We start from the raw sequence: 24,437 nt of genomic DNA on the forward strand, positions 1-24,437 counted from the left end.
CCTGATATTGAATTTTGGTACAGCTTGTACAGGATAGGTAGGAGCCTGAGAAGCCGGAGCGCCAGCTTCGGTGGAGGCGTCGGTGGGATACTACCCTGGCTGTATTGAAATTCTAACCCGCACCCCTGATCGGGGTGGGAGACAGTGTCAGGTGGGCAGTTTGACTGGGGCGGTCGCCTCCCAAAGAGTAACGGAGGCGCCCAAAGGTTCCCTCAGAATGGTTGGAAATCATTCGTAGAGTGTAAAGGCACAAGGGAGCTTGACTGCGAGACCTACAAGTCGAGCAGGGACGAAAGTCGGGCTTAGTGATCCGGTGGTTCCGCATGGAAGGGCCATCGCTCAACGGATAAAAGCTACCCCGGGGATAACAGGCTTATCTCCCCCAAGAGTCCACATCGACGGGGAGGTTTGGCACCTCGATGTCGGCTCATCGCATCCTGGGGCTGTAGTCGGTCCCAAGGGTTGGGCTGTTCGCCCATTAAAGCGGTACGCGAGCTGGGTTCAGAACGTCGTGAGACAGTTCGGTCCCTATCCGTCGTGGGCGCAGGAAATTTGAGAGGAGCTGTCCTTAGTACGAGAGGACCGGGATGGACGCACCGCTGGTGTACCAGTTGTCTTGCCAAAGGCATCGCTGGGTAGCTATGTGCGGACGGGATAAGTGCTGAAAGCATCTAAGCATGAAGCCCCCCTCAAGATGAGATTTCCCATAGCGTCAAGCTAGTAAGATCCCTGAAAGATGATCAGGTTGATAGGTCAGAGGTGGAAGCGTGGCGACATGTGGAGCTGACTGATACTAATCGATCGAGGACTTAACCAAATCATATTTTATGAATAAGCGAAACTCGTTTTTACTACTTCTTCTGCATTATCTAGTTTTGAGGGAATGAACCCTTTAAAATAAATAGTCCGGTAACTATGGCGAGAAGGTCACACCCGTTCCCATCCCGAACACGGAAGTTAAGCTTCTCAGCGCCGATGGTAGTTGGGGCGAAAGCCCCTGTGAGAGTAGGACGTTGCCGGGCCAGCGAAAGACAACCTGAAAAATGGTTGTCTTTTTTGCGTTTTTAAAAGGGTCATTGGCTTTAAAAATGGGGCATCGCAGATATATTGGGATGATCGCAGATATAATTAATTTATCGCAGATATAACTCAAATTACCGCGGATATATCCGGATTATCGCAGATATATAGTGAAACACCGCAGATATAATTTTCTTAGGGCCAAATTGGTGAACAGAATGCCGAAAATTCACCATAAAACTACGCCAATGGGATCCATTTGAGCAGTAAATGCCGAAATTTCGTCCGAAAACCACGCCAATACGGCCGATTCGAACAGTAAACCACTAATTTTCAGCCTCAAACTGCGTCAGTCGGCCATATTGGAGCAGTAAAGTGCAGATTCCACGTTCTCACCACGCCAATCCAGTCAATGAAAGCAGTCCCACCCCGAAATTCACGTTTCCATTGCGCCAATCCACCTCATTGAAACAACAGCCCCCAAATTTCCACCCTACCGACTGCCCTAATCCCGAAAAAAGTACGAATTGTTCGCAAAGAATTCACCAATAGACATACACCCAAACGAAAATAGGAACATAAAATATAACTGAGGCCGAGACGAAAATTCTAAAAATTGTATACAAATGGTATTTGTCGGACAGAATGGGTGTATGGAGGTGGAGAGACTTGAGTTTGTATGCACATAATCATTTTGAAGAAAAATGCGTGATCTGTGAGAATCTTAAACCAAAAGGCATACATCTATACACTTCTTTTATTTGTACGGAGTGTGAACATGATTTAATCCAAACCGAAACAAGTGACCCTAGGTATAAATACTTTTTAAAACAACTAAAAAAAATTACTACACCGGAAATTTTTTCATGATAAGTCCTTTAAGGGCTTTATTTTTTTTGCTTAAAACGAGAAAATAGATAAGACTCTTAAAAGGATGTATTTACATGAATAAGCAAATAAATGTACCTTTATATAATGCCTTGGCAGAACACGCCCGAAAGGAGCCAATCTCGTTCCATGTCCCCGGACATAAATATGGACGTGTTATGGACGCTAGTGAGGATGGCTTTTTTCAAAATATCTTGATGCTTGATGCGACCGAGTTATCAGGTTTAGATGACCTTCATTCGCCGGAAGGGGCGATTTTAGAGGCCCAAACTCTTTTGGCTGGACTATACCAGGCAGCCAAAAGTTATTTCCTGATCAATGGCTCCACCGTTGGTAATTTGGCAATGATCATGGCTGTCTGTTCCGAAGATGACATAGTGCTGGTTCAAAGAAATTGTCACAAGTCAGTGTTAAATGCAGTAAGCCTGGCTAAGGCAAGGCCGATTTTCCTTGAGCCGGAATATAACGAAGAATGGAAAGTGGCCGGCGGCGTATGTCCTGCAACGGTAAAAGAGGCCATACGTCGCTATCCTGAAGCCAAAGCGGTCATAGTAACCTATCCGAATTACTATGGAATGGTTAATGACCTGCAGGCCATTGTGGAGCATGCACACCTGCATAACATTCCTGTATTGGTGGACGAAGCCCATGGTGCCCACCTCGTTATTGGCGGCCCATTCCCGGCTTCTGCCGTTTCTTTGGGCGCAGACATAGTTGTCCAATCAGCCCATAAAACGCTCCCGGCGATGACAATGGGGTCGTTTTTGCATGTTAAAAGTAGGCTGATTGATATGGACAAGCTGGGGGAGTATCTGGCGATGTTCCAGTCCAGCAGCCCTTCTTACCCCATCATGGCATCGCTTGATTTGGCAAGGGGCTATTTGGAGACATACAATGGGAATGATTTGTCCTTTATGATGGATGAAATTTCCCGCTTTAAAGAGGAATTGAACAGTATCCCGACAATTAAGGTGCTGGACTTTCCTGACGGCCGGGGCGACTTACTAAAAGTCACAATCCAATCGCGCTGCAGTTTAACCGGGTTTGAGCTGCAAAAGCGATTGGAGGATTATTCCATCTATACGGAGTTGGCTGACCCGTATAATGTCCTGTTTGTGTTGCCGTTATTACAAGCTGGGCAAGCATATCCTTTTGCTGAAACCGCAGCTAAAATAAAGCAGTCTTTAGAGACAGAAACGATTTTCAATAAAGCCGATTACGTCCGTTTGGATCCGGAGCATAAAATTTCAGGTTTGGCTCTCGGATACAAAGTAATAGATAACTTGGAAACAGAGGAAACAACCCTAGAAACAGCATTGGAACGTGTTTGTGCGGAAACAATTATTCCCTATCCGCCAGGAATCCCGTTGCTGCTAAAAGGAGAATACATAACGAGGGATAAATTGGAACAGCTGCAACTGTTGTTGACCAGGGGAGCGCGGTTTCAGGGAGGATCTATGATAAAACAAGGTTTGCTGAAAGTTTTTCGGGCACCTTAAGAAATGACAGATTTGGAGGTACATAAAATGAACGGAGTATTTATTACATTTGAAGGGCCGGACGGTGCAGGGAAAACGACCATCCTTGGCATGGTAGCGGAGCGACTGCAAAATGTCCTTGTGACAAGAGAGCCGGGTGGCATTGATATTGCCGAGCAAATCCGTCGGGTGATTCTAGCCAAGGAAAATACGGCAATGGACCCTCGCACAGAAGCATTGCTTTATGCCGCCGCCAGACGGCAGCATTTGGCCGAGCGGGTCAAGCCCGCCTTGAAAGAGGGGAAAATTGTCCTGTGTGACCGGTTTGTTGATAGTTCATTGGCCTACCAGGGCTATGCCCGCGGATTAGGGATTGAAGAGGTCTGGTCGATCAATCAATTCGCGATCGAGAATATGCTGCCTGAACTGACAGTTTATTTTGATATTGAACCGGAGCTGGGGCTGCAGCGCATCAATAAAAATAAAGGCAGAGAAATCAATCGCCTGGACCTGGAAAAGCTAGAGTTTCATCAAAAAGTGAGAGAAGGATATCATATCCTAATGGAAAGGTTTCCGGACAGAATCGTTAAAATAGATGCTTCAGGAGCAATCGATGAGGTTTTTCAAAGAACCCTGGAGCTGGTTCAAACAAAATTAGCCGAAAAAAAGCCTGCGTTGTAGGGCTTTTTTTTATAAAAATAACAATCTTCTAGTTATTGCAAATGAACGTAAGCCAAGAAACTGTTATAATATAGAAAAACACTATAGTATCGGAAAAACTCGAAGGAGAGGGTGGTTTTGATGAAGTTAATTATCGCTGTAGTTCAAGACCAGGATAGCAACCGGTTATCAAAGGCATTGGTGGAAAATAATTTTCGGGCAACGAAGCTGGCTAGTACAGGAGGGTTTCTCAAATCGGGAAACACCACATTCATTATCGGTACCGAGGACATTCGCGTCGACCGAGCCCTACAGATCATCAAGGACAACTGCAGGGCCCGCGAACAGCTGGTTTCCCCCGTATCGCCAATGGGCGGCAACGCTGACTCCTACGTCCCCTATCCTGTCGAGGTAGAAGTTGGGGGAGCAACCGTCTTCGTGTTGCCAATTGAGCAATTTTTGCATTTTTAAAATAAAGGTTAGTGAGTGATAATGCGTGGTTAAAACATGGGATCAACTTGAGGAGCTGCAGCCGGCTGTTCTCCGGATGTTAAAAAATAGCATAGTAAAAAATCGGGTGGCCCATGCCTACCTTCTTGAAGGCCAAAGAGGGACCGGCAAAAAGGAAATAGCGTTATTGCTCACACGCGCCCTGTTTTGCCAATCTCGAATCGACGGCTATAAACCGTGCGAAGCCTGCCATAATTGCCGGCGGATTCAAAGCGGGAATCATCCTGACGTCCATCTTGTCGAGCCTGACGGACAATCCATCAAGGTGGATCAAATTCGTGCCCTGCAGGCGGAGTTTTCCAAAAAAGGTGTAGAATCTTTACGTAAGGTTTACCTGCTGGTTCATGCTGATAAAATGAGCATAAGTGCCTCCAACAGTTTGCTAAAGTTCTTGGAGGAACCTAATGCGGAAACAACAGCTTTTTTATTGACCGAGCAGCCGCAGCAGATGCTGCCGACCATTCTATCAAGATGTCAAACCTTATCGTTTCAGCCGCTCCCGCCACAAAAATTGGTAAAACAATTAATTGAAAACGGTGTGGAGCCAAAAAAGGCGCCGCTCTTGGCGCAATTGACCAACAGTCTCGATGAAGCGCTCGCATTAAATGTCGATGAATGGTTTGCACAAGCCCAAAAAATAGTGGTAAAATTATATGAGGTGTTGGAAAAGAATCATCTTGAGGCGTTGGTCATGCTTCAGACGGAATGGTTCCAGCATTTTAAAGAGAAAGAACAGCAATATCGTGGTTTAGATCTATTACTTCTTATTTTTAAAGATTTACTATATATTCAACTGGATAAAGAGGAGCAAATTGTTTTTAAGGGAGAGAGCGATCGGTTAAAGCAATTTGCCCTGCGAACATCTGGACGGCGCCTAACGGCTCAAATGTCAGCTATTCTTGACGCAAACAAGAAGCTTTCAGCGAACATGAATCCTCAGCTGATGATGGAACAGCTTGTGTTAAAATTGCAGGAGGGATCTTGAATTTGTATGATGTTGTAGGAGTACGCTTTAAAAAAGCGGGGAAAATCTATTATTTCGATCCCGGAGACCTCCCAATTCAAAAGGATGACTTTGTCATTGTCGAAACCGTTCGCGGCGTGGAATACGGCAGAGCTGTGGTTGCCAAAAAACAGGTAGCCGAGAACGATGTTGTCCTGCCGTTAAAAAAGGTTGTCAGAATTGCGGATCCAAAGGATCGGATGATTGTTGAGGAAAATAAGCAGGCGGCCCGGGAAGCATATGAAGTATGCAATGAAAAAGTAATGGAACATCAACTGGATATGAAACTGGTGGATGTTGAGTATACATTTGATCGAAATAAAATAATCTTCTACTTTACAGCGGACGGAAGGGTGGATTTTCGCGAGCTTGTAAAGGATCTGGCGGCGATTTTCCGCACGAGGATTGAGTTGCGGCAAATCGGTGTCCGCGATGAGGCAAAAATGCTCGGCGGTATCGGCCCATGTGGGAGAATGCTATGCTGCTCCACGTTTTTGGGTGACTTTGACCCGGTTTCAATCAAAATGGCGAAGGACCAAAATTTATCGCTTAACCCTACGAAAATCTCTGGTTTATGCGGCAGGCTGATGTGTTGCTTAAAGTATGAAAATGATGAATATGAATCTGCCAAAGAGCAGCTGCCTGATTTGGGAGAGATACTCGAAACACCAAATGGGATGGGAAAAGTAGTGGGCTTAAATATTTTGGAGCGTGTTCTGCAAGTGGAACTAGTAGGACAAGATCGGGTTCTGGAGTATACTTTGGATGAAATCATTAAAGAAGGTGCCTTTTCGATCCAATCCACAGATTAAGAGGTGTTAGACGTGGATAAAAAAGAAATATTTGAATCAGTAAGTAATATGGAAACACAAATTGGCCATCTTTACCAACAGCTCGGGGAATTAAAGGAGCATTTAGCCGAAATACTAGAAGAAAATCATAGTTTAAAGTTGGAAAATGAACATTTAAGGCGCCGTTTAGATGTAACCACGGAAGTAGACAGGAAGGATGGCAAGAAAAAACTTGGGCAAGGCACCGGGGAAACCGCAAGTCAAGCTCCTGGCGCCAAACCGTTTGATGTCGGTGAAGGCTATGACAATTTGGCCCGCCTGTATCATGAGGGTTTCCATATTTGCAATCTGCATTTCGGAAGCTTGCGCAAGGAAGGCGATTGTTTATTTTGTTTATCTTTTCTAAATAAAAAATAATCTGAGGAGGCTGATGACGTCAGCCTCCATTTTCATACATATTGGTAAAGGGGCGGAGCAATAGTGGTCAACTTGAAGGGTGATGAGCGGCTTGATTACCTACTGGCGGAAAATTTGCGGATTATCCAGAGCCCGTCTGTGTTTGCTTTTTCGCTTGATGCCGTTTTGCTGGCAAGGTTTGTTTATGTTCCAATTCAAAAAGGCAATTTAATCGACCTGTGCAGCGGAAATGGGGTCATACCGTTATTTTTAAGTGCAAGGACAAAAGGGAATATTACTGGAGTCGAAATCCAGGAACGACTTTACGATATGGCTGTTCGCAGCATTGAATACAATGGGCTGGAAAACCGCCTGATGATGATCCATGGAGACATTAAAGAGATGCCGAAGAGGTTAGGCTATGGCAAGTTTGACGTGGTCACCTGCAATCCGCCTTACTTTAAAACGCCGGAAAAAAGCGAAATGAATCCAAATGAACATCTGGCCATCGCCCGCCATGAAATTCTCTGTACACTGGAGGATGCCATCAAGGCTTCCAGTGATTTAGTGAGACAGGGGGGGAAGGTCGCCTTCGTGCACCGTCCGGGCAGGCTGCTCGATATTATCACGTTAATGCGCCAGTACCGGCTCGAACCAAAGCGCATTCAATTTGTTTACCCAAAGCTTGGGAAGGAAGCCAATACGATATTGGTTGAGGCGATCAAGGACGGTAATCCGGATATAAAGATTCTTCCACCGATCATTGTCTATAATGAAGATGATGAATATACAAAACAGATCAGAGAGATTTTATATGGAGAGTAGCGGACATTTTTTCTATGTATTGACCTGTGCAGACGGCAGCCTTTACGGCGGCTACACAAATAATCTCGACCGAAGAATCAAACTGCATAATGAAGGCAAGGGTGCCAAGTATACACGAGGCAGAGGCCCGGTTAAACTGACCTATTATAAAAGTTATGATAACAAAAGCGAAGCGATGAGTGCGGAGTACCACTTCAAACGGCTGCCCCGCAAGCAGAAGCTGGAATTTATTGCAATGGAAAAAGGTGATGACGATGTGGCAGCAAAAGAGCTTTGAGAATGAGGAACAAAAGGGGATTCTTTATCTTGTCCCGACGCCGATTGGCAATTTGGAGGATATGAGCTTCCGGGCGGTCCGAATTTTGAAGGAAGCCGACCTGATTGCTGCCGAGGACACAAGGAACACCAAAAAGCTGTTAAATTACTTTGAAATTGACAATCCCATTGTCAGCTATCATGAACATAATAAAGCGAGCAGCGGGGAAAAACTACTGCAAAAATTGCGGGATGGCCAAAAAATTGCCTTGGTCAGCGATGCTGGGACACCGGCGATCTCAGATCCCGGGTACGAGCTTGTTTCCCAGGCGATTCAAGAGCAGTTAACAGTAGTTCCGCTGCCCGGAGCCAATGCGGCACTGACAGCCTTAATTGCTTCTGGTCTTGTTTGTCAGCCGTTTTATTTTTACGGCTTCCTCCACCGCAATAAAAAGGATAAGCGTGAAGAATTGGAGGGATTGAAGCATGAAACGGCGACGATGATTTTTTATGAATCACCCCATCGCCTAAAGGAAACCTTGACCTTGATGGCAGAGGTACTAGGGAACCGCAGGATTGCGTTATGCCGGGAATTGACAAAGAAATTTGAAGAGTTTATCAGATGCAGTCTTGAGGAAGCTGTTTTATGGGCAAGCCAGGAGGAAATCCGCGGTGAGTTTTGCCTCATTGTCGAAGGAGGCGAGGCCAAGGACGAGGACACCGAAAACTGGTGGACTCCAATGACAGTGGAAGAACATGTTGCCCATTATATTTCCGAAAAGAATATGGCCTCAAAAGACGCCATCAAACAAACCGCCAAAGACCGGGGCCTCAATAAACGTGATGTATACCAGGCATACCATATTGATTAGCCAAAAAAAGAGGACTCCGAGAGCCCTCTTTTTTTTATATATCTATCATTACTTTGCAGTTTCAAAATTGCTTTGGATTTCCTTGATTAATTGCTCTGCACCTTCACGGCTAAGAATTAATTTCCCGCCTGCAAGTGCCAAGTTATCATCAGAAACTTCGCCAGTGATAGCGCAAGTCATATTTGGCTTATATTTTTTTAAGATAATGCGATCGTCATCAACATAAATTTCAAGCGCATCTTTCTCAGCGATTCCAAGAGTACGTCTTAATTCAATCGGAATAACCACGCGTCCTAATTCATCAACTTTACGAACAATACCAGTAGATTTCATTTTAAAATCTCCTCTCATAAATTATCTTTCTTTATCTCTATTATAATTCGCCATTATTCGACAAATTTCTTAATCCTAATAATACCAGCCTTTCCCATATTCGTCAATTATTTTATTTTGAAAAATAATTGATAATTTTTTCCTGGGACTAAACTACTGATTAGATAGCGTTTTCTTCTTAAAATCCCAATAAAAACAGGTTTTTAATATTATTGTAATGTTAACTATTAAATCAAGGTTTTGTCGGTGGATTCGACAAATTTCTACATCAATATTTGTTTTTATCCAAAATATAGTTCGAGAGATGATTGTCATTTATGGGTGTAAAAGGTAAAAATTTTTAAAAACTGGAACCCGAAAAAGGTGGTTTCTTGCACTTAAACGCAATTTTAGGTATATTTTGATGATATAGGAGGGAAAAAAACAGGCAATACTGTTTAGGTGGGATTGCTTGCGAATTGCCTTAAGGGAGGGCTTAAAGATGGCAGAAAACGCTAAGACTTTTTACATTACCACACCGATTTATTATCCTAGTGGAAATTTACATATTGGACATGCCTATACAACCGTGGCAGGCGATGCGATGGCCCGATATAAGCGAATGCGCGGGTTTGATGTCCGCTATTTGACAGGAACGGACGAGCATGGGCAAAAAATTCAGCGCAAAGCCGAAGAAAAAGGGGTAACGCCTCAAGCCTACGTCGATGAAATTGTCTCAGGAATCAAGGAACTTTGGAACAAGCTGGAGATTTCCTATGACGATTTTATTCGGACTACCGAGGACAGACATAAACACGTTGTTGAAAAAATCTTTGCGAGGCTTCTGGAGCAGGGTGATATTTATCTTGATCAGTATGAAGGCTGGTATTGTACGCCATGTGAATCGTTTTATACCGATCGACAGCTTGTTGAAGGAAATTGTCCCGATTGCGGCCGCCCGGTAGAAAAGGTAAAAGAAGAGTCCTATTTTTTCAAAATGAGCAAATATGTGGATCGTCTCCTGCAATATTACGAGGAAAATCCTGAATTCATTCAACCGGAGTCACGCAAAAATGAGATGATCAATAACTTTATTAAACCGGGACTGGAAGATTTGGCTGTATCCCGGACAACATTTGACTGGGGAATCAAGGTGCCGGGAGATCCGAAGCATGTTATCTATGTGTGGATTGACGCATTATCCAATTATATTACGGCCCTTGGGTACGGTACAGAGGATGACTCCAACTATTTAAAATACTGGCCGGCCGATGTTCATCTGGTAGGGAAGGAAATCGTTCGCTTCCACACAATTTATTGGCCGATTATGTTAATGGCTCTCGATGTGCCGCTGCCAAAGAAAGTGTTTGCCCATGGCTGGCTGTTGATGAAGGATGGGAAAATGTCGAAGTCCAAGGGCAACGTTGTTGACCCGGTAACATTAATCGACCGCTATGGCCTGGATGCATTGCGCTATTACTTGTTAAGAGAAGTGCCATTTGGGGCCGACGGTGTGTTCACTCCGGAAGGATTTGTTGAAAGAATCAATTTTGACCTTGCCAATGACCTCGGAAACCTATTAAACCGTACTGTTGCAATGATTGAAAAGTATTTTGCCGGCGTGATTCCCGATTATGCCGGTTCACTCGGTGAATTTGACGAATTGCTCCTTGCGGTAAATCGGGAAACCATCACAAAGTATGAGGAAGCAATGGAGAAAATGGAATTTTCCGTTGCCTTGACGGCAATTTGGCAGTTAGTTAGCCGAACCAATAAGTATATTGATGAAACACAGCCATGGACGTTGGCCAAGGATGAGGCTCGTAAAGCTGAATTGGCCAGCGTGATGGTCCATTTGGCTGAATCGTTGCGACGGATTGCGATTCTGCTACAGCCGTTCCTAACGAGAACCCCAAATGGGATCTTTCAACAATTAGGTGTTCAGGATGAAGCATTAAAGACTTGGGAAAGCCTTGAAACCTTTGGTGCGATTCCAAGCGGAACAAAGGTGGAAAAATCTGCACCGTTGTTCCCAAGACTAGAAATTACTGATGAAGTAGAGTTTATTAAAACAAAAATGCAAGGGGGCAGCGCTCCAGTGGAAACGCCGGCAGTGGAAGAAAAGCAGGATGAAAAACGGGAGGAACTCGCGGAAATTTCCATTGATGATTTCATGAAAATTGATTTGCGGGTGGCTGAGGTCGTGGAGTGCGAGCCGGTCAAGAAAGCAGATAAATTGTTAAAGCTGCAGCTTGATCTTGGTTACGAGAGACGTCAGGTAGTTTCCGGGATTGCCCAATACTATAAGCCGGAGGAGCTGGTCGGCCGCAAAGTCATCTGTATTACGAACCTCAAGCCGGTTAAGCTTCGCGGCGAATTGTCGCAAGGAATGATCCTTGCCGGTTCAAAAGACGGTAAGCTTTCTGTGGCAACAGTGGACCAATCGCTTCCGAACGGATCAAAAGTGAAATAGGACGAAAGGGGAATGTTCCACGTGTAACAATTTTCGTGGAATTTCCCCTTTTTTTGTGTAGATTTTTTAAAATATGTAATACCATGAAGAAAAAGAAAGAAGGTTAGGATATGTTATTCGACACCCATGTGCATTTAAATGCGGAGCAGTATAATGATGACCTGGAAGAGGTGATCGAAAGGGCGCAGAATGAGGGAGTGTCCCATATGGTTGTGGTCGGTTTTGACCGGCCGACCATCGAAAAAGCGATGGAGTTGGCTGAAACATACGAGTTTATTTATGCTTGCGTCGGTTGGCACCCTGTCGATGCCATCGACATGACGGATGAGGATTTGCTCTGGATTGAAGAGTTGGCGGCACATCCGAAGGTAGTGGCGCTGGGCGAAATGGGACTTGACTATCATTGGGACAAGTCGCCAAAGGAGATTCAAAAAGAGGTATTTCGCAGGCAAATCCGGCTGGCCAAAAAAGTGCAGCTGCCGATTGTCATTCATAATCGGGAAGCGACGGCAGATATCGTGGAGATACTCAAAGAAGAGGGTGCAGAAGAAGTGGGAGGAATCATGCATTGCTTCAGCGGCAGTCCCGACACAGCGAAGGAATGCGTGAAAATGAATTTCTATATTTCTCTTGGCGGTCCGGTAACCTTTAAAAATGCCAAAAAACCGAAAGAGGTTGCAGCTGAAGTACCATTGGACAAGCTGTTAATTGAAACAGATTGCCCGTATCTGGCACCGCATCCTTATCGCGGAAAGCGGAATGAGCCAAGTTATGTAAAGCTCGTGGCTGAGCAAATTGCCGAAATAAAGGGATTAACGTATGAAGAGGTAGCGGAAGCCACGACACGAAATGCTAAAAATTTATTCGCCATAAACTGATAAAGGAATTTGTCGAAAGGCTAAGAAGCTTGTCCAAATTTTTTCTAATAACAAAAAGTTCTACATGTCTCCTTTTCAACATAGGATAACCGTGTCGATAAGTTTTTCTTTGCAAAATTTCCAGTATTGTGCATAATTAGGAATATGTTCTCAGGGTATGCAAAGGTTGACAGCCGACAGCAAGGTTATTAAATATCTCCCCTAAGAAAAGGAGGCGTTTTTCATCGTATTCAAAAACATGAAAAGCCTGTTTTTCGAGTCCTTGAGCGGAAGAAATTTGATCATTGTGTTTGCTAGTTTCGTAGTTTTGCTGACAGCTCTCGGGGTTCTTCTCTATGAGGGATCCAAGAAGACGGTAGCAATCACGCTAAACGGCGAGCCAATGGTCTATAAGACACACGCAGATACCGTAAAAGAAATATTGGATGAACAAGATGTAACCATCCGCGACCAGGACTACTTGCATCCGAAGGCCGATACCAAGGTGACAGATGACCTTGAGGTTGTTTGGAGGCAGGCGAAACAGGTAACCATTGTCAAGGACAACGAGAAGAAAACGATTTGGACAACAGCTGGGACTGTAGCAGAAGCTTTAAAGGCAGAGAATATTATCTTGAACGACCATGATAAAATTTACCCTGACCCGCAGACGGCAATAAAGGAAAAGATGAAAATCGGCATTCAATTGGCCTTTCGTCTGAGTCTTGTAGACGGTGGAAAAGAGCAAGATGTTTGGTCCACTTCGACTACGGTCGCTGACTTTTTGAAACAGCAGGGCATCGAACTCAACGAATTAGACCGAGTTGAACCGTCATTAACAGAAACCATCGCAGTGAATGGTGTAGTTAACGTCATTCGAGTAGAAAAAGTCACCGATGTAGTGGAAGAACCTGTTGAATTTGCCGTTATCACAAAAAAGGATGAAGGCTTGGAAAAAGGGAAAGAAAGAACAGTAACTCAAGGTAAACCGGGACTCATTTCCAAGCAATACGAGGTCGTGTTGGAAAATGGGAAAGAGGTCTCAAGAAAAGTAATAAGCGAACAGGTACTTAGAGAAAAGCAGGATCAGGTTGTGGCTGTCGGAACGAAAGACTTGGCGTTACAGGTATCACGCGGTGCAGAAGAAACAGGAACGGAGTATTATGTTACAGCTACGGCCTATACAGCATATTGCAACGGCTGTTCAGGGCGAACTGCCACCGGTTTCGACCTCCGTGCTAACCCAAACGCGAAGATTATTGCAGTTGATCCAAGAGTAATCCCGCTTGGAACCAAGGTTTATGTAGAAGGGTATGGCTATGCTGTTGCGGCTGATACAGGCGGTGCCATTAAAGGGAATAAAATCGATGTATTCATGTCTTCGAAAGCGGATGCATACCGTTGGGGACGAAAAAAGGTAAAAATCAAGATACTTCAATAGCAATTTTGTCATGCAGGGGGCGTACCTCTGCATTTTGCTTTTTTGCAAAATTTCTTTATACTTAACAGCAAATACATACTTGCTCTTTACCATTAATGTATGAGTGTGTTTGTTAATATAGACGATGAAGATTACAAAAATGTTTCAGTTTTTTTTCAGATTTATTTTAAAAGTATTTGGAGGAGCAATGAGAATTAAAGAATTTATTGTTGTTGAAGGCAAGGACGATACAACGGCCATTAAGCGGGCAGTCGATGCCGATACAATTGAGACAAACGGGTCCGCCGTGAATCAGGCTACAATTGAAAAAATAAAGCGGGCTCATAGTACAAGAGGCGTGATCATTTTTACGGATCCCGATTATCCGGGGGAAAAAATCCGGAAGACAGTCGCAGCAAGCGTCCCCGGCTGCAAGCATGCTTTTTTGACAAAAGAAGCGGCATTGGCCAAAGGCGATAAAGGAATCGGCGTCGAGCATGCCAGTCCGGATGCCATCAGGGAAGCGCTAAAGGATGCCCAGTTCATGCAAGAGACGCTTATGGAAGAAATCACCCAAGAGGATTTACTTGATGCCGGACTGATTGGCGGCAGCGGCGCGAAGGAAAGGCGGTCTCGACTGGGTGAGCTTTTAAAAATTGGCTATACAAATGGAAAACAGCTGCATAAACGTCTGATGATGTTTCAAATCGGCAAACAGGAGTTTGCTGAAGCGCTAGCTGTTGTCCTTCAGGAGGAAAACCATGAATAAAGATATAGCGACCCCGGTGCGAACCAGGGCCATTCTGGAGAAATACGGTTTTTCATTTAAGAAAAGCCTGGGGCAGAATTTCTTAATCGATACGAATATATTAAAAAAAATCGTCAGTTTTGCCGAATTGACCGAAGACTCTGGAGCAATCGAAATCGGGCCGGGAATCGGCGCGTTAACCGAACAACTGGCCCGTTCTAGTAAAAAGGTGATAGCGTTTGAGATCGACCAGCGGCTGTTACCGATATTGGAAGATACGCTGTCCCCTTATGGAAACGTAAAAATTATTCATAATGATGTGTTAAAAGCCGATGTCCACTCCGTAATTGCCGAGGAATTCAGCGGGTTTGACGACCTAATGGTGGTAGCCAATCTGCCTTACTATGTGACAACCCCCATCATCATGAAACTGCTTGAGGAACATTTGCCGATTAGCGGAATTGTCTGCATGCTGCAAAAGGAAGTGGCTGACCGGATTTCCGCCAAGCCGGGAACAAAGGATTACGGCTCGCTCTCGATTGCCGTACAGTATTATACCGAGGCCGAGACCGTGATGATCGTTCCAAAAACGGTATTCGTGCCACAGCCTAATGTCGATTCGGCTGTAATCAGGCTGACAAAACGGAAAGAGCCGGCAGTGACGGTGAAGGACGAGAACTTCTTTTTCCAGGTGACAAAGGCAAGTTTTGCCCAGCGCCGGAAAACCCTGCTCAACAACCTGACAAGCCAGCTTCCGGACGGAAAAGCAAAGAAAGACGAAATCCTCGCTGCCCTGGAAGCCAGCGGCATCGAGCCGTCACGGCGGGGCGAAACACTCTCAATCGAGGAATTTGGCCGGCTTAGTGATCAATTATATCCGTATTTTAAATAGACCTTTTAGGAGGTCTATTTTTTTTCACCAGGACGACCCACAATGCATAGCCTAAAAAGAAACCTATTTATAGGCCATATTTGCCGGTCTAATTGGAGTGACGACAGTGGATATAAAAATAAATGATATTGTCGGCAGGCGTTCGTATAATAGTGATATTCTTTTTCGTGTCATTGACATACAGAAACAAAACGGCCAGACGATGGCGATTCTTTTTGGCGAGGATTTTCGCCTGGTAGCGGATGCCCCTTATCAAGATCTGGTTGTCCTCGATCAAAATGAGCGCATAAAGCATTCCGAGGAGTACCGAACTCTTGAAGAACAGTCATTAAAGCTATTTACCCAGGATGTGGATTTATTGAGGGAGAGGCAGGAATACGCGGCTACAGGAGGCTATTCCAAGCCTAGCAAATATTTTCAGATACCCGGAAGAGTCCTGCATTTAGATGGCGACCCATCCTATTTAAAAAAATGCATGTCGCTTTATGAAAAAATCGGTGTTCCTGTTCTGGGCATTCATTGCAGCGAAAAGGAGATGCCGCAGAAAATTGGGGGTCTGATTGATTATTACCGCCCTGATATCCTAGTGATCACCGGCCACGATGCCTATTCAAAGGCAAAAGGGAAAATAACCGACATCAACGCCTACCGCCATTCAAAGCATTTCGTGCAAACCGTCAGAGAGGCACGGAGAAAAGTCCCTCATTTGGACCAATTGGTCATCTTCGCCGGCGCATGCCAGTCGCATTTTGAATCGCTAATTTACGCGGGGGCAAACTTTGCCAGTTCCCCATCCAGAATCAACATTCACGCCCTTGACCCGGTCTATATTGTCGCCAAAATCAGCTTTACTCCATTCATGGAACGAATTAACGTTTGGGATGTGCTGCGAAACACGTTGACAGGAGAGAAGGGTCTTGGAGGAATAGATACCAAGGGTGTCCTTAGAACCGGTATGCCTTACCCACCTGTACAGGAAGAAGAATAAGCCAATGATTCTGGGCTTATTTTTTTCCATACATATTCCCCGCCCAATAAGGCAACGCTAGAAATGTTGAAATTTAGCAAAAAAAATGGAATGAAATATATTGACAATCATTTTGTTGGACTGATATAATTTATTATTTTGTTTGACAAAACTATGTCAGTGTGATATACTTAACATAGTGAGGTGGATCGAATGACAAAATCCTTGGCGGATATTAAAAAATCCCTCGATTCAAATTTAGGGAAAAGGTTGTTACTAAAGGCAAACGGAGGTCGGCGAAAAACGATTGAGCGCTCCGGGATCCTTGCTGAGACGTACCCATCTGTTTTCGTGATTGAATTGGACCAGGACGAAAATGCATTTGAACGTGTTTCCTACAGCTATGCAGACGTACTGACAGAAACTGTGCAAATTACCTTCTATGAAGATACAGCAGGAAGTGTAGCTTTAAGCTAAATTGTTATATAGCAATAGATAGCAGTAAACCTAGGTTTACTGCTTTTTGCTGTCTTTAAAAATCTTTCCATTAATCCATACTAACGATAATGCGGTGTGGAAAGGGGTTGTTTTGATGGGTAGAAGAAGAGGAATCATGTCCAGTCAGTTTAAAGAAGAGCTTGCCAAAGATCTTGGTTTTTATGATGTCGTCCAAAAGGAAGGATGGGGCGGCATTCGGGCAAAAGATGCAGGGAACATGGTAAAGCGAGCCATAGAACTGGCGGAACAGCAATTAGCCGGCCGGGGCCGGCAATAGTTCTTAAAAGCTGATTACGCTTATGCCTTAAACAAACAATCGCCGCAGCAAAGCCGGGCAAATGACCGCGAAATGGTCAAATGTCCGGCTTTTTATCTATTTTTTAATAGAGAATCATGATAAAATTATGAAATTTGATAGGATATATTCATACCTACGTCTTACATTTATCAAATTGTGGTAAAATAGGACAATATATGAATCGGAACAGGACAGCCTGGCACTTAAAGAGGCGGGCAATGGATATTTTTAAAAGTAGGTGGACGAGCGTGAAGCTGCTAGTAAAAGCGCCGGCTAAAATTAATTTGGCCTTGGATGTTTTACATAAACGTCCCGACGGCTATCATGAAGTGGAAATGATCATGACCACCATTGATTTGGCCGATCGGGTAGAACTGACCTTATTACAGGAGGACAAAATACATATTCTTTCTCATAACCGTTATGTACCGGATGACCATCGCAATTTGGCCTATCAAGCTGCGCAGCTTTTAAAAGGGCGATTTAATGTAAAACAGGGCGTAACCATATCGATTGAAAAAACAATACCAGTAGCGGCCGGTTTGGCCGGGGGCAGCAGTGACGCAGCCGCTGCATTAAGAGGCTTAAATAAATTATGGGACCTCGGTTTGACACTGGATGAACTGGCTGAAATCGGCAGCGAGATTGGCTCGGACGTCTCCTTTTGTGTTTATGGCGGAACGGCACTCGCTAAAGGAAGGGGAGAAATGATTACTGAACTTCCGGCACCGCCGACATGCTGGGTGATTTTGGCCAAGCCGTTTATCGGCGTGTCAACAGCAGATGTCTATCGTCAGCTCAATTTATCGGGAATGCACCACCCGAACATTGGTAAAATGATTGAGGCAATCAATCACAATGACTATCAACGGGTATGCGGCAATGTAGGCAATGTCCTTGAGGACGTTACCTTAAAGCTGCATCCGGAGGTTGCCCAAATCAAAGAGCAAATGAAACGCTTTGGTGCCGATGCTGTTTTGATGAGCGGAAGCGGGCCGACCGTTTTTGGCCTGGTCCAGCATGATTCAAGGATGCACCGCATTTACAATGGGCTTAGGGGATTTTGTGATCAGGTATTTGCGGTAAGAATGCTGGGCGGCCGGCACTCTCTTGATTAAAGGCGCACATTAGTAGTATTCTTAATATAGAATATTCGGTTTTGGAGGTAATTATGAAATTTCGCCGCAGTGAACGTTTGATAGATATGACAAGTTATTTGCTGGACCATCCTCGCCAGCTTGTGCCGCTGACATTTTTCGCTGACCGGTATGACTCAGCTAAGTCCTCCATCAGTGAGGATTTGGCCATTGTCAAGGAAACCTTTGAACAACGGGGAATCGGCACCCTGCAAACCGTTCCGGGAGCAGCCGGAGGTGTAAAGTTTTTTGTCAATGTAAGCAAAGAAAAAGCCGAACCGTTTGTGAATGAACTTTGTGAACTAATAGCCGATTCGGAAAGGCTGCTGCCAGGTGGATATCTGTATTTAACGGATATTTTAGGAAGTCCGCAGATTGTTCAGAAGGCGGGAAGAATTATTGCCTCTGCTTATGCCGATGCCAAAATTGATGTGGTTATGACGATTGCCACAAAAGGGATTACGCTCGCCTATGCGGTGGCGAGCCAATTAAATGTCCCTGTTGTCGTTGTCCGGCGGGACAGCAAAGTGACGGAAGGGCCGACCGTCAGCATTAATTATGTATCAGGTTCTGCAAAGCGGATCCAGACAATGGTGCTTTCGAAACGGAGCATGAAGCAGGGGGCTAAGGTCCTGATTGTCGATGATTTTATGAAGGCGGGGGGAACCGTAATCGGCATGATCAGCATGCTGGAGGAATTTAATGCGGAGGTTGCCGGCATTGCCGTCCTTGTGGAAGCGGAAAAAACCGAAGAACGGCTTGTTGACGATTATATTTCTCTTGTAAAATTATCTAATGTAGATGTAAAGGATAAAACAATAAAAGTGGAAGTTGGAAACTATTTCCAAAAACGAGGAGGAATTTAAGTGAAAGTGGTTCAAACTAATGGGGCACCTGCGGCCATCGGCCCATACTCGCAAGGCATTGTTGTAAATAATATGTTCTACAGCTCTGGCCAGATTCCGTTAACATCCGAAGGAACGATGGTAACGGGGGATATTAAAGATCAAACACATCAGGTATTCCGCAATTTGCAGGCTGTGCTGAAGGAAGCAGGAGCATCTTTGGAAACTGTCGTAAAAGCGACCGTTTTCATTAAAAATATGGATGATTTTGCTGCCGTCAATGAAGTGTACGGCGAATATTTCTCTGTCCATAAACCGGCACGTTCCTGTGTCGAGGTAGCCCGTCTGCCAAAAGACGCATTGGTTGAAATTGAAGTAGTTGCGCTCGTTAAATGAAAACTCGCCGATTGGCAAGTCCGTTAGGACGTAGACAGAGGCGTAGTTGAATTTATGCGTTAAAAAAGTCTAAAATTGGAGACAATTTTAGACTTTTTTATTAGCCAAATAAGACGAGCAACTTTTTTACTGAAAGAAATTCACTAATTCGCCCAAATTTTTCAAAAAAGTTTTTAAATAAAGAAGGATTATGCAAAATCCTGTTGAATTATTTAACTAACATTGAAAAAAGGGTGTGAGCACATGGAAGTAACTGACGTAAGACTGCGCCGCGTCAATACCGACGGTCGAATGAGAGCGATTGCATCAATTACATTAGATAACGAATTCGTTGTCCACGACATTCGCGTTATTGACGGAAACAACGGTTTATTTGTCGCTATGCCAAGCAAGCGGACTCCAGATGGAGAATTTCGTGACATTGCGCATCCAATCAACTCCGGAACTCGCGGGAAAATTCAAGAAGCGGTATTGGCTGAGTACCACCGTTTAGGTGAATTGGAAATAGAATTTGAAGAAGCCGGAGCTTCATGAGGATTAAAACAACTAGGGCCTTTCTTCTCAGTAAGGCTCTTTTTTATTGCAAAAGAACCCCCTCATCCCCAACTAAATCCCCACTGCCCTAAAATATCCAAAATTTAGACATTAGACACAAATCCATCAATTCTTGAAATGCAACCCCATTTACGTTAATATTTTTATGGGATAGAGTGATTAAATAAATGGAGGACTGTCCATGTCTAATCGTTACGCTGTGATTTTAGCCGCCGGACAAGGAACACGGATGAAATCAAAGCTATATAAGGTACTACACCCTGTATGTGGGAAACCAATGGTTCAACACGTTGTCGACCAGGTTAACAAGCTCGATACGAAGGAAATTGTTACGATTATCGGCCACGGTGCGGAAAAGGTAAAAGCTCAGTTAGGCAATGTCTGCCACTATGCCCTTCAGGAGCAGCAGCTTGGCACTGCCCATGCGGTGATGCAGGCGAAAGAAATGCTTGAGGGCAAATCAGGTGTAACGCTTGTGGTTTGCGGGGACACTCCGTTAATTAAAGCGGAAACGATAGAAGCATTGTTTAAGCAGCATGTGGAAACAAATGCAAAAGCGACGGTACTCACGGCCAGAATTGAGAACCCTGCAGGCTATGGCCGCATTGTTCGCAATGAAGCCGGATTTGTTGAAAAAATTGTCGAGCATAAAGATGCCAGTGAAGCAGAACGGAAAATCAAGGAAATTAATACAGGAACCTACTGTTTTGATAATATTGCGTTATTTGAAGCATTGAAGAATGTTTCCAATGATAATGTTCAAGGTGAATACTACCTCCCTGATGTAATCGAAATCCTTAAAAATCAGGGTGAGATTGTCACTGCCTACCAAACGAATGATTTGGATGAAACGCTTGGGGTCAACGACCGTGTCGCATTGGCAGAAGCCGAGCGGATCATGCGCGCCCGCATAAATGAAGTACAAATGCGCAATGGTGTAACGATTATCGACCCGCAAAACACTTATATTGAAGCGGACGTTAAGATCGGGGCAGATACGATCATCCTGCCGGGAACCATGCTGAAAGGCAATACGACGATAGGTGCCGACTGTACGATTGGCCCTCATTCGGAAATTGTGTCCTGCCAAATTGGCGATGGAACGGTGGTACGGCAATCAGTCGCCCATAATAGTTCAATTGGTTCAAAGGTTAACATTGGCCCATTTGCTCATATTCGTCCGGAGTCAAATATTAATGATGATGTGAAAATCGGCAACTTCGTTGAAATCAAGAAGGCTGTCTTTGGCAAAGGAAGCAAGGCGTCGCATCTTAGCTATATCGGTGATGCTGAGGTGGGCAGCGATGTAAATATCGGCTGCGGTTCGATCACCGTGAATTATGATGGTAAAAATAAATTTTTAACAAAAATAGAAGATGAAGTGTTCATTGGCTGTAATTCCAATTTAGTTGCCCCTGTCACGATTGGAAAAGGAGCCTATGTTGCCGCCGGCTCCACGATCACGAAGGACGTACCTGGCAACGCTTTATCAATTGCGCGAGCACATCAAGTCAATAAAGAAAATTACGTCGATAAGCTTAATTTGAAAAAATAGGCGAATTTAATGGAGGGCCCTCATGTCGAATCAATATTTAGATCCTAATTTAAAAGTGTTTAGTTTAAATTCCAATCTTCCCCTTGCCCAAGAAATTGCTAAGGTCATTGGAGTCGAGCTCGGAAAATGTTCGGTCAACAGATTTAGTGACGGAGAAATTCAAATCAATATTGAAGAAAGTATCCGCGGCTGTGATGTTTTCGTGATCCAATCAACGAGCCAGCCTGTAAATGACAATATTATGGAATTATTAATCATGATTGATGCGTTGAAAAGAGCATCAGCCAAAACGATTAATATTGTCATGCCGTATTATGGTTATGCCCGTCAAGACAGAAAAGCGCGCGCCCGCGAACCTATTACCGCAAAATTGGTGGCCAACCTGCTGGAAACAGCCGGGGCAACACGTGTGCTGACCCTTGATTTACATGCGCCACAGATTCAAGGTTTCTTTGATATTCCGGTTGACCAATTAATGGGTGTTCCGATCCTTTCAGATTACTTTAAGGACAAAGCGTTGGATGGAGATATTGTCATTGTTTCCCCAGACCATGGTGGGGTTACGAGAGCCAGAAAGATGGCCGAGCGCCTAAAAGCGCCAATTGCGATTATTGATAAACGCCGTCCAAGACCGAATGTGGCTGAAGTTATGAATATCGTCGGTAATATTGAAGGAAAAGTCGCCATTTTAATCGATGACATTATTGATACAGCAGGTACAATTACCCTTGCTGCCAACGCTTTAGTGGAAAATGGGGCAAAAGAAGTGTACGCGTCCTGTACCCACCCAGTGCTATCCGGACCGGCGATTGAGCGGATTCAAAATTCCAAAATCAAAGAGTTGGTTGTAACAAACTCTATATCACTTCCGGAAGAGAAGAAAATTGAAAAAATCGTTGGCCTTTCGGTGGCACCGCTCATAGGAGAAGCGATTATCCGCATCCACGAAGAACAATCAGTCAGCACCTTATTTGATTAATAAACACCACCTGAAAAATGTTTAAACCTTCCTGTTTTAGGGCATTTTTATTACAGATGACTAAATAGGAAGGTGATCATAAATGAGTGCTGTTTTACAAGCAACGGAGCGAAAGGAAATTCCTCGCTCGGAGTTAAAAAAAATGAGGAACAATGGCCAGATCCCGGCTGTTATCTATGGGGCAAAGGTAGAGAACAGGCCGGTGTTTATCAGCTCGGCTGATTTAACCAAAACACTTCGTTCTGTCGGTAGAAATGGCGTGTTTTCGCTCGATATGGACGGCTCAAAACAGGATGTTATACTATCGGATTATCAAGAGGATGTTATGAAGAAAGAAATCATTCATGTTGATTTTCTAGCGGTTGATAAATCCTCGAAGATTACTGTTGATGTCAGACTGGCGCTAGTCGGATACGCTGCCGGCGTCAAGGACGGTGGAGTCATGCAACAGCCGCTTCATCAACTTTCGGTAACGACGACAGCGGAGAATATTCCACCCCAAATCGAAGTCGACGTGACCAATCTGCAGGTGGGCGAGACACTCTATGTTAGGGATATTCCGACAATGGGAATGACCATTAACCACGAGGAAAGCGAAGTGGTTGCCTCGATTCTGCCGCCTAAAGTTGAAGAGGAAATCAATGCAGGCGAACAGCAGGAAGGCGGCCATCCTGATAATGAAGAAGGCAGAGAAACAGAGCCCGAGGGCAAAGAATAGTATATAGACGTAACCTAGTTTGGTTACGTCTTTTATTGCATTAAAGAAAATGGGAGAAAACGATGTTTACGAAACTTTTTAAAAAGCGGGCTAAGCAAGAAGAGGAGGGCGGACCACATATGAAGGTGATTGTTGGTTTGGGAAACCCGGGGAAACAGTATGAGCACACAAGGCATAACATTGGCTTTGAAGTCGTTGACGAACTGGCCAGCCGTTGGAATGTCCCGCTGAATCAAGCAAAGCATAAAGGGGTATACGGAATCGGTTTTGCCGGCGGGGAAAAGGTCCTGCTGCTAAAGCCCCTAACCTATATGAATTTATCCGGGGAGTCCATCCGGGCGGTAATCGATTATTATCAAATAGACTTGGAGAATCTGGTTGTCATCTATGACGACCTTGACTTACCAGTCGGAAAAATCCGGCTGCGTCAGAAGGGAAGTCCCGGCGGCCACAATGGGATAAAGTCAACCGTCCAGCATCTGGGTACACAGGAGTTTAACCGGATCCGAATCGGAATCGACCGGCCTAATCCGCCGGGTATGAGTGTTCCTGACTATGTACTTGGCAAATTTCGCCCTGACGAACAGGAGCCGGTAAAAGAAGCGGTGTTGAAGAGTGCTGATGCTTGTGAGGCATGGTTAAAAAAGCCATTCTTACAAGTAATGAACGAATATAATCAGTAATGATACAGGCTTATGCTTAATAGACTAAAGGAAAGTAACTTCTAAGCAGGTCGTCATGAATAAGTTCCCTTGCTGCGGTTCATACTAATAATGAATTGCAAACTAGGGAGGGACAGGCGTGGCCATCCATTATCATTGCCGTCATTGTGGCACCAAAATTGGCTCTATTGAGGAAGCATCCATTCATGCGGAGGCACTCGGCCTTCACAAATTATCCGATCAGGAAAGACAGGATATGGTTTCCTATGAGACCACAGGGGATATTAATATTAAGGCGATTTGTGAAGATTGCCAAGAAGCATTGGAACGGAATCCGGATTATCATCAATACGATTTTTTGATCCATTAAGTGCGCTTTGGAATGACTCCAAAGCATTTTTCTGTTTAAAAAATGCAGCAATATAAAA

General features: G+C 44.4%; 28 protein-coding genes and 2 rRNA genes. 29 read left to right on the forward strand and 1 reads right to left on the reverse strand.

The window, feature by feature from the left end:
- The 12 genes from M3234_RS26285 to rsmI all read left to right on the forward strand — a co-directional run.
- Window positions 1–817: ribosomal RNA gene (locus M3234_RS26285) — 23S ribosomal RNA — on the forward strand; the annotation flags it as partial.
- Between the two features lie 88 nt (window positions 818–905).
- Window positions 906–1,022: ribosomal RNA gene (gene rrf, locus M3234_RS26290) — 5S ribosomal RNA — on the forward strand.
- 643 nt (window positions 1,023–1,665) lie between these two features.
- Window positions 1,666–1,890, forward strand: coding sequence for a sigma factor G inhibitor Gin (locus M3234_RS26295; protein ID WP_066321925.1), 225 nt, complete (start codon window positions 1,666–1,668; stop codon window positions 1,888–1,890).
- Between the two features lie 74 nt (window positions 1,891–1,964).
- Window positions 1,965–3,407 (forward strand): aminotransferase class I/II-fold pyridoxal phosphate-dependent enzyme, encoded by a 1,443-nt coding sequence (locus tag M3234_RS26300; protein WP_262307515.1) that lies wholly within the window; start codon window positions 1,965–1,967, stop codon window positions 3,405–3,407.
- Window positions 3,408–3,434: 27 nt separating this feature from the next.
- Window positions 3,435–4,067 (forward strand): dTMP kinase, encoded by a 633-nt coding sequence (gene tmk, locus M3234_RS26305; protein WP_262307516.1) that lies wholly within the window; start codon window positions 3,435–3,437, stop codon window positions 4,065–4,067.
- 120 nt (window positions 4,068–4,187) lie between these two features.
- Complete coding sequence (locus M3234_RS26310; protein ID WP_066321919.1) at window positions 4,188–4,517, forward strand: cyclic-di-AMP receptor; 330 nt, start codon at window positions 4,188–4,190, stop codon at window positions 4,515–4,517.
- A gap of 25 nt (window positions 4,518–4,542) precedes the next feature.
- A complete protein-coding gene (holB, locus tag M3234_RS26315; protein WP_262307517.1) occupies window positions 4,543–5,541 on the forward strand; it encodes a DNA polymerase III subunit delta' in 999 nt (332 codons plus the stop codon).
- 2 nt (window positions 5,542–5,543) lie between these two features.
- A complete protein-coding gene (locus tag M3234_RS26320) occupies window positions 5,544–6,371 on the forward strand; it encodes a PSP1 domain-containing protein (protein WP_262307518.1) in 828 nt (275 codons plus the stop codon).
- Window positions 6,372–6,383: 12 nt separating this feature from the next.
- Window positions 6,384–6,767: a DNA replication initiation control protein YabA gene (yabA, locus tag M3234_RS26325; protein ID WP_262307519.1), complete on the forward strand. Its 384-nt coding sequence runs from the start codon at window positions 6,384–6,386 to the stop codon at window positions 6,765–6,767.
- A 63-nt stretch (window positions 6,768–6,830) separates the two neighbouring features.
- Window positions 6,831–7,571: a tRNA1(Val) (adenine(37)-N6)-methyltransferase gene (locus M3234_RS26330; protein ID WP_262307520.1), complete on the forward strand. Its 741-nt coding sequence runs from the start codon at window positions 6,831–6,833 to the stop codon at window positions 7,569–7,571.
- Entirely contained in the window at window positions 7,561–7,848 is a 288-nt protein-coding gene (locus M3234_RS26335; protein WP_066321906.1) for a GIY-YIG nuclease family protein, read from the forward strand. Before M3234_RS26330 ends, M3234_RS26335 begins: the two co-directional genes overlap by 11 nt.
- Window positions 7,826–8,698 carry a 16S rRNA (cytidine(1402)-2'-O)-methyltransferase gene (gene rsmI / locus M3234_RS26340; RefSeq protein WP_262307521.1) on the forward strand — a complete coding sequence of 291 codons (873 nt, stop codon included), beginning with the start codon at window positions 7,826–7,828 and terminating at the stop codon, window positions 8,696–8,698. The genes M3234_RS26335 and rsmI overlap by 23 nt, the downstream gene beginning before the upstream one ends.
- Before the next feature lie 48 nt (window positions 8,699–8,746).
- Here rsmI and M3234_RS26345 read toward each other — a convergent pair whose 3' ends face one another.
- Window positions 8,747–9,031 (reverse strand): AbrB/MazE/SpoVT family DNA-binding domain-containing protein, encoded by a 285-nt coding sequence (locus M3234_RS26345; RefSeq protein ID WP_066321897.1) that lies wholly within the window; start codon window positions 9,029–9,031, stop codon window positions 8,747–8,749.
- A gap of 481 nt (window positions 9,032–9,512) precedes the next feature.
- On the opposite strand from M3234_RS26345, the gene metG reads away from it, so the two are divergent.
- From metG to M3234_RS26430, 17 genes are all read left to right on the forward strand, one after another.
- Entirely contained in the window at window positions 9,513–11,483 is a 1,971-nt protein-coding gene (metG, locus tag M3234_RS26350; RefSeq protein WP_262307522.1) for a methionine--tRNA ligase, read from the forward strand.
- Between the two features lie 110 nt (window positions 11,484–11,593).
- A complete protein-coding gene (locus tag M3234_RS26355; RefSeq protein ID WP_262307523.1) occupies window positions 11,594–12,361 on the forward strand; it encodes a TatD family hydrolase in 768 nt (255 codons plus the stop codon).
- A gap of 238 nt (window positions 12,362–12,599) precedes the next feature.
- Complete coding sequence (locus tag M3234_RS26360; protein ID WP_262307524.1) at window positions 12,600–13,781, forward strand: G5 and 3D domain-containing protein; 1,182 nt, start codon at window positions 12,600–12,602, stop codon at window positions 13,779–13,781.
- Between the two features lie 187 nt (window positions 13,782–13,968).
- Window positions 13,969–14,529: a ribonuclease M5 gene (rnmV, locus tag M3234_RS26365; protein ID WP_262307525.1), complete on the forward strand. Its 561-nt coding sequence runs from the start codon at window positions 13,969–13,971 to the stop codon at window positions 14,527–14,529.
- A complete protein-coding gene (gene rsmA / locus M3234_RS26370) occupies window positions 14,522–15,400 on the forward strand; it encodes a 16S rRNA (adenine(1518)-N(6)/adenine(1519)-N(6))-dimethyltransferase RsmA (RefSeq protein ID WP_262307526.1) in 879 nt (292 codons plus the stop codon). Before rnmV ends, rsmA begins: the two co-directional genes overlap by 8 nt.
- A gap of 106 nt (window positions 15,401–15,506) precedes the next feature.
- Window positions 15,507–16,388 carry a sporulation peptidase YabG gene (gene yabG / locus M3234_RS26375; protein WP_262307527.1) on the forward strand — a complete coding sequence of 294 codons (882 nt, stop codon included), beginning with the start codon at window positions 15,507–15,509 and terminating at the stop codon, window positions 16,386–16,388.
- Window positions 16,389–16,580: 192 nt separating this feature from the next.
- Entirely contained in the window at window positions 16,581–16,844 is a 264-nt protein-coding gene (gene veg / locus M3234_RS26380; protein WP_066321881.1) for a biofilm formation stimulator Veg, read from the forward strand.
- Between the two features lie 115 nt (window positions 16,845–16,959).
- Window positions 16,960–17,142, forward strand: coding sequence for a small, acid-soluble spore protein, alpha/beta type (locus M3234_RS26385; RefSeq protein WP_066321877.1), 183 nt, complete (start codon window positions 16,960–16,962; stop codon window positions 17,140–17,142).
- Window positions 17,143–17,411: 269 nt separating this feature from the next.
- A complete protein-coding gene (gene ispE, locus M3234_RS26390) occupies window positions 17,412–18,281 on the forward strand; it encodes a 4-(cytidine 5'-diphospho)-2-C-methyl-D-erythritol kinase (protein ID WP_262307553.1) in 870 nt (289 codons plus the stop codon).
- A 53-nt stretch (window positions 18,282–18,334) separates the two neighbouring features.
- A complete protein-coding gene (purR, locus tag M3234_RS26395; protein ID WP_262307528.1) occupies window positions 18,335–19,165 on the forward strand; it encodes a pur operon repressor in 831 nt (276 codons plus the stop codon).
- Window positions 19,166–19,540, forward strand: a complete 375-nt coding sequence (ridA, locus tag M3234_RS26400) for a 2-iminobutanoate/2-iminopropanoate deaminase (protein ID WP_262307529.1) — start codon at window positions 19,166–19,168, stop codon at window positions 19,538–19,540.
- A gap of 243 nt (window positions 19,541–19,783) precedes the next feature.
- Window positions 19,784–20,074 (forward strand): septation regulator SpoVG, encoded by a 291-nt coding sequence (spoVG, locus tag M3234_RS26405; protein WP_026574035.1) that lies wholly within the window; start codon window positions 19,784–19,786, stop codon window positions 20,072–20,074.
- A gap of 202 nt (window positions 20,075–20,276) precedes the next feature.
- A complete protein-coding gene (gene glmU / locus M3234_RS26410; RefSeq protein WP_262307530.1) occupies window positions 20,277–21,650 on the forward strand; it encodes a bifunctional UDP-N-acetylglucosamine diphosphorylase/glucosamine-1-phosphate N-acetyltransferase GlmU in 1,374 nt (457 codons plus the stop codon).
- A 22-nt stretch (window positions 21,651–21,672) separates the two neighbouring features.
- Complete coding sequence (locus M3234_RS26415; RefSeq protein ID WP_262307531.1) at window positions 21,673–22,629, forward strand: ribose-phosphate diphosphokinase; 957 nt, start codon at window positions 21,673–21,675, stop codon at window positions 22,627–22,629.
- 82 nt (window positions 22,630–22,711) lie between these two features.
- Window positions 22,712–23,347 carry a 50S ribosomal protein L25/general stress protein Ctc gene (locus M3234_RS26420; protein ID WP_262307532.1) on the forward strand — a complete coding sequence of 212 codons (636 nt, stop codon included), beginning with the start codon at window positions 22,712–22,714 and terminating at the stop codon, window positions 23,345–23,347.
- Between the two features lie 119 nt (window positions 23,348–23,466).
- A complete protein-coding gene (gene pth, locus M3234_RS26425) occupies window positions 23,467–24,030 on the forward strand; it encodes an aminoacyl-tRNA hydrolase (RefSeq protein WP_262307554.1) in 564 nt (187 codons plus the stop codon).
- A gap of 118 nt (window positions 24,031–24,148) precedes the next feature.
- Window positions 24,149–24,379: an anti-sigma-F factor Fin family protein gene (locus M3234_RS26430; RefSeq protein WP_066321862.1), complete on the forward strand. Its 231-nt coding sequence runs from the start codon at window positions 24,149–24,151 to the stop codon at window positions 24,377–24,379.
- Window positions 24,380–24,437: the final 58 nt, after the last annotated feature.

Source organism: Neobacillus niacini, from assembly GCF_023715785.1.
Lineage (GTDB): Bacteria > Bacillota > Bacilli > Bacillales > Cytobacillaceae > Neobacillus > Neobacillus niacini_E.

What these genes read in the sequence shown, in the direction of transcription:
- M3234_RS26420 (WP_262307532.1), top strand. Translation starts at nt 22,712, where the DNA reads ATGAGTGCTGTTTTACAAGCAACGGAGCGAAAGGAAATTCCTCGCTCG.
- veg (WP_066321881.1), top strand. Translation starts at nt 16,581, where the DNA reads ATGACAAAATCCTTGGCGGATATTAAAAAATCCCTCGATTCAAATTTA.
- M3234_RS26300 (WP_262307515.1), top strand. Translation starts at nt 1,965, where the DNA reads ATGAATAAGCAAATAAATGTACCTTTATATAATGCCTTGGCAGAACAC.
- spoVG (WP_026574035.1), top strand. Translation starts at nt 19,784, where the DNA reads ATGGAAGTAACTGACGTAAGACTGCGCCGCGTCAATACCGACGGTCGA.
- M3234_RS26295 (WP_066321925.1), top strand. Translation starts at nt 1,666, where the DNA reads ATGGGTGTATGGAGGTGGAGAGACTTGAGTTTGTATGCACATAATCAT.
- rsmA (WP_262307526.1), top strand. Translation starts at nt 14,522, where the DNA reads ATGAATAAAGATATAGCGACCCCGGTGCGAACCAGGGCCATTCTGGAG.
- M3234_RS26310 (WP_066321919.1), top strand. Translation starts at nt 4,188, where the DNA reads ATGAAGTTAATTATCGCTGTAGTTCAAGACCAGGATAGCAACCGGTTA.
- glmU (WP_262307530.1), top strand. Translation starts at nt 20,277, where the DNA reads ATGTCTAATCGTTACGCTGTGATTTTAGCCGCCGGACAAGGAACACGG.
- tmk (WP_262307516.1), top strand. Translation starts at nt 3,435, where the DNA reads ATGAACGGAGTATTTATTACATTTGAAGGGCCGGACGGTGCAGGGAAA.
- M3234_RS26355 (WP_262307523.1), top strand. Translation starts at nt 11,594, where the DNA reads ATGTTATTCGACACCCATGTGCATTTAAATGCGGAGCAGTATAATGAT.
- M3234_RS26385 (WP_066321877.1), top strand. Translation starts at nt 16,960, where the DNA reads ATGGGTAGAAGAAGAGGAATCATGTCCAGTCAGTTTAAAGAAGAGCTT.
- M3234_RS26335 (WP_066321906.1), top strand. Translation starts at nt 7,561, where the DNA reads ATGGAGAGTAGCGGACATTTTTTCTATGTATTGACCTGTGCAGACGGC.
- pth (WP_262307554.1), top strand. Translation starts at nt 23,467, where the DNA reads ATGAAGGTGATTGTTGGTTTGGGAAACCCGGGGAAACAGTATGAGCAC.
- purR (WP_262307528.1), top strand. Translation starts at nt 18,335, where the DNA reads ATGAAATTTCGCCGCAGTGAACGTTTGATAGATATGACAAGTTATTTG.
- metG (WP_262307522.1), top strand. Translation starts at nt 9,513, where the DNA reads ATGGCAGAAAACGCTAAGACTTTTTACATTACCACACCGATTTATTAT.
- rsmI (WP_262307521.1), top strand. Translation starts at nt 7,826, where the DNA reads ATGTGGCAGCAAAAGAGCTTTGAGAATGAGGAACAAAAGGGGATTCTT.
- M3234_RS26360 (WP_262307524.1), top strand. Translation starts at nt 12,600, where the DNA reads ATGAAAAGCCTGTTTTTCGAGTCCTTGAGCGGAAGAAATTTGATCATT.
- M3234_RS26415 (WP_262307531.1), top strand. Translation starts at nt 21,673, where the DNA reads ATGTCGAATCAATATTTAGATCCTAATTTAAAAGTGTTTAGTTTAAAT.
- M3234_RS26345 (WP_066321897.1), bottom strand. Translation starts at nt 9,031, where the DNA reads ATGAAATCTACTGGTATTGTTCGTAAAGTTGATGAATTAGGACGCGTG.
- rnmV (WP_262307525.1), top strand. Translation starts at nt 13,969, where the DNA reads ATGAGAATTAAAGAATTTATTGTTGTTGAAGGCAAGGACGATACAACG.